The sequence below is a fragment of the Pseudomonas brassicae genome (assembly GCF_010671725.1).
GTDB classification, from domain to species: Bacteria; Pseudomonadota; Gammaproteobacteria; order Pseudomonadales; family Pseudomonadaceae; genus Aquipseudomonas; species Aquipseudomonas brassicae.
The window spans coordinates 1-3586 of record NZ_JAAHBU010000126.1; the positions used below are offsets into that span (position 1 = coordinate 1).

Below are 3586 nucleotides of genomic sequence, written 5' to 3' on the forward strand. Positions count from 1 at the left end.
TGCGGCAAATCCACCCTGCTGCGCCTGCTGGTGGGGCTGGACGCCGATTACCAGGGGCAGATCCTGATCGACGGCCAGCCGGTACACGGCATCGGCAGCGAACGCGGCATCGTGTTCCAGGAACACCGCCTGTTCCCCTGGCTGACGGTGGCCGAAAACATCGACCTGGGCCTGGTCAACGAGGGCTTGGAGCGGGCCCAGCGCGCCCGGCGCGTGCAGGACTTCATTGCCCTGGTCGGCCTTGAAGACTTCAGCCAGGCCTACCCGCACCAGCTCTCCGGCGGCATGGCACAACGCGTGGCGATCGCCCGCGGGCTGGTGGCCAGCCCGCGCATCCTGCTGCTGGACGAACCCTTCGGCGCGCTCGATGCGCTGACCCGCCAGCAGATGCAGGACGAGCTGCTGGCGATTCGCGAGCGCGCGCGCATCACCACCCTGCTGGTGACCCACGATGTCGAAGAGGCGATTTTCCTGGCCGACCGCGTGGTGGTGCTCGAACCGCGCCCCGGGCGCATCAAGCGCATCGTCGAGATCGACCTGCCGCACCCGCGCCAGCGCGCCAGCCTGGCCTTCCACCGGCTGCGCGAAACCCTGCTGCACGAGCTGACCCACGACGAGCGCTACCTGCCGCCCGTCGTCGAACAGATCCGCGACCTGCCCCTGACCTACCTTGCCTGCTGAGTGCCGACCATGAGCCAACGCCCGAACTTCCTGATCATCGTTGCCGACGACCTGGGCTTTTCCGACCTCGGCGCCTTCGGCGGCGAAATCGCCACGCCGCACCTCGACGCGCTGGCCACCGCCGGCCTGCGCCTGACCGACTTCCATACCGCGCCCACCTGCTCGCCCACCCGCTCGATGCTGCTGACCGGCACCGACCACCATATCGCCGGCATCGGCACCATGGCCGAGGCGCTGACCCCGGAGCTGATCGGCAAGCCGGGCTACGAGGGCTACCTGAATGATCGCGTGGTCGCGCTGCCCGAGCTGCTGCGCGAGGCCGGCTACCAGACCCTCATGAGCGGCAAGTGGCATCTGGGCCTGAAGGCCGAGCAGGCCCCGCATGCACGGGGTTTCGAGCGCTCCTTCGCGCTGCTGCCGGGCGCCGCCAACCACTACGGTTTCGAGCCCACCTACGACGAACACACCCCCGGCCTGCTCAAATCGACACCGGCGCTGTACATCGAGGACGACACCTTCGTCGAGCACTTGCCCGAGGGCTTCTATTCTTCCGACGCCTTCGGCGACAAATTGCTGCAGTACCTCAAGGAGCGTGACCAGAGCCGGCCGTTCTTCGCCTACCTGCCCTTCTCGGCGCCGCACTGGCCGCTGCAGGCTCCGGCCGAGGTGGTGGCGCGCTACACGGGCCGCTACGACACCGGCCCCGAGGTACTGCGCCAACAGCGCCTGGAAAAACTGCGCGCCCTGGGCCTGATCGCCGCCGACGTGCAGGCGCACCCGGTGGACGAACAGTGGCAGGCGCTCAGCGACGAACAACGCCAGCGCTCGGCGCGGTCCATGGAGGTGTACGCAGCGATGGTCGAGCGCATGGACTGGAACATCGGCCGGGTGCTCGGCTACCTGCGCAACCAGGGCCTGCTGGACAACACGCTGGTGCTGTTCATGTCCGACAACGGCGCCGAGGGCGCCTTGCTCGAAGCCTTCCCCAAGTTCGGCCCGCACCTGGCCAGCTACCTCGACCAGCACTACGACAACAGCCTGGAGAACATCGGCCGGGCCAATTCCTACGTGTGGTACGGCCCGCACTGGGCGCAGGCAGCCACCGCCCCGTCGCGGTTGTACAAGGCCTTCACCACCGAAGGCGGCATTCGCGTGCCGGCGCTGCTGCATTACCCGGCACTGGCGCGCCAGGGGCAGATCAGCCATCAGTTCAGCACCGTGATGGACATCACCCCGACCCTGCTCGACCTCGCCGGCATCCGCCATCCCGGCAAGCGCTGGCAGGGGCGCGACGTCGCGCCGCTGCGCGGCAAGTCATGGCTGGGCTACCTGTCGGGCGAAACCGAGCAGGTGCACGACGAACACACCGTCACCGGCTGGGAGCTGTTCGGTCGCCGGGCCATCCGCCAGGGCCACTGGAAGGCGGTGTACATTCCGGGCCCCGTGGGGCCGGCGATCTGGCAGCTGTATGACCTGAGCGTCGACCCTGGCGAAGTCCACGACCTGGCCCTGGCCCAGCCGGCACGCCTGCAGGTGCTGCTCGGCGAATGGCAGAAGTACGTCGAAGAGACCGGGGTGATCCTCAGCCAGTCGCCGTTCCAGCCGGATTAGCCAATTGCCCCAGGCGCGCAGGGTCGAGGATCTCGATCTCGCCGTAGCTCAGGCGCAGCACGCCGTCCTGCTCCAGCGCCCGCAGGATCTGGTTGGTGGTCTGGCGTGACAGCGCCAGCATCAGCGCCAGTTGCTCCTGGGACAACTGCAACACACGCCGTGCACCGTCCACCTCACCGTAGCCGGCGGCGATCTGCAACAGGCGGTAGGCCACCCGTGGTGGCGCACTCATCAGGCTCTGCTGCTCCAGCGCGACGAACGCCAGGCGCAGCTTGTGGCTCATCAGCAAGGCAAATTCGCGCCAGTAGCGCGGGTGCTCATCCAGCAACCTCGACAGTGCCGCCTGGGGAACGCGCAACAGCTGCGTCGGGCCCTCGGCGAACGCGTCGTGGGTACGTGGCTGGTCATCGAACAGGCCGATCTCGCCGAACCAGTGCGGTGCCTCGATCAGGGTCAGCACCGCCTCCTTGCCCTGGGCGCTGACCGCACCGATGCGCACGGCGCCGTCGAGCACCGCATACAGCCCGCACGGCGCGTCGCCGCGCTGGAACAGGCAGGCGCCAGCCTCCAGGGTCAACGGCCGGGCCAGGTGCAACAGGCTATCCTGCAAGGTAACGGGCAGCTGTGTGAACCAGTGACCTTGACGCAGTATCGATGGGTTCATGCGGGGCCTCGTGAGTGACTCTGTCGGCTAGCCGACAGACGCTGGGGCCTGGGCCAGGCAAGCTGGGGCCATCCTACAGGAGGAACAACAATGAAAAGCCTCGTCGAACACCTGAGTCAATACGCTGCCTACCACCGCGACCCGCGCAATATCGCCACGCACTTCGTGGGGATCCCGATGATCGTGGTGGCGGTCACCCTACTGTTGTCGCGTCCGGGGATCGAACTGAGCGGGATGTGGCTGTCACCGGCGTTGCTGGTGGCGGCGTGGTCGGCGTGGTTCTACCTGCGCCTGGACACGCGCTTCGGGCTGTTGATGAGTGCACTGCTGGGGTTGTGCCTGTGGGCCGGGCAGGTGCTGGCGGTGCAGAGTACGCTGGTGTGGTTGAGCGGCGGGTTGGGGTTGTTCGTGGTGGGCTGGGTGATCCAGTTCGTCGGGCATTACTACGAGGGGCGCAAGCCGGCGTTCGTCGACGATATCAGCGGGCTGATCGTGGGGCCGTTGTTCGTGGTGGCGGAGATGGCGTTTCTGTTGGGGTTGCGGGGGGAATTGAAGCGGGCGATCGAGGGGAATGCGGGGCCGGTGGGCATTCGCCCCAAGAAGGCGGTGGTCTGAAGGCCGCCTTCGCTG

Annotated in this window: 4 protein-coding genes; 3 read left to right on the plus strand and 1 reads right to left on the minus strand. The window is 67.5% G+C overall.

Going from position 1 to position 3586, the window contains the following annotated elements; translation table 11 throughout:
* On the plus strand, nucleotides 1-681 hold a 681-nt coding region (locus tag G3436_RS10395; protein WP_163944421.1), incomplete at its 5' end, for an ABC transporter ATP-binding protein.
* 9 nt (nucleotides 682-690) lie between these two features.
* Complete coding sequence (locus tag G3436_RS10400; protein WP_163944425.1) at nucleotides 691-2292, plus strand: arylsulfatase; 1602 nt, start codon at nucleotides 691-693, stop codon at nucleotides 2290-2292.
* On the opposite strand, the gene G3436_RS10405 is transcribed toward G3436_RS10400, so the two are convergent.
* Nucleotides 2264-2956: a Crp/Fnr family transcriptional regulator gene (locus G3436_RS10405; RefSeq protein ID WP_163944428.1), complete on the minus strand. Its 693-nt coding sequence runs from the start codon at nucleotides 2954-2956 to the stop codon at nucleotides 2264-2266. The two genes, G3436_RS10400 and G3436_RS10405, sit on opposite strands and share 29 nt — an antisense overlap.
* 90 nt (nucleotides 2957-3046) lie before the next feature.
* Here G3436_RS10405 and G3436_RS10410 point away from each other — a divergent pair, with 90 nt between their 5' ends.
* Nucleotides 3047-3571: an Mpo1 family 2-hydroxy fatty acid dioxygenase gene (locus G3436_RS10410; protein ID WP_163944431.1), complete on the plus strand. Its 525-nt coding sequence runs from the start codon at nucleotides 3047-3049 to the stop codon at nucleotides 3569-3571.
* Nucleotides 3572-3586: the final 15 nt, after the last annotated feature.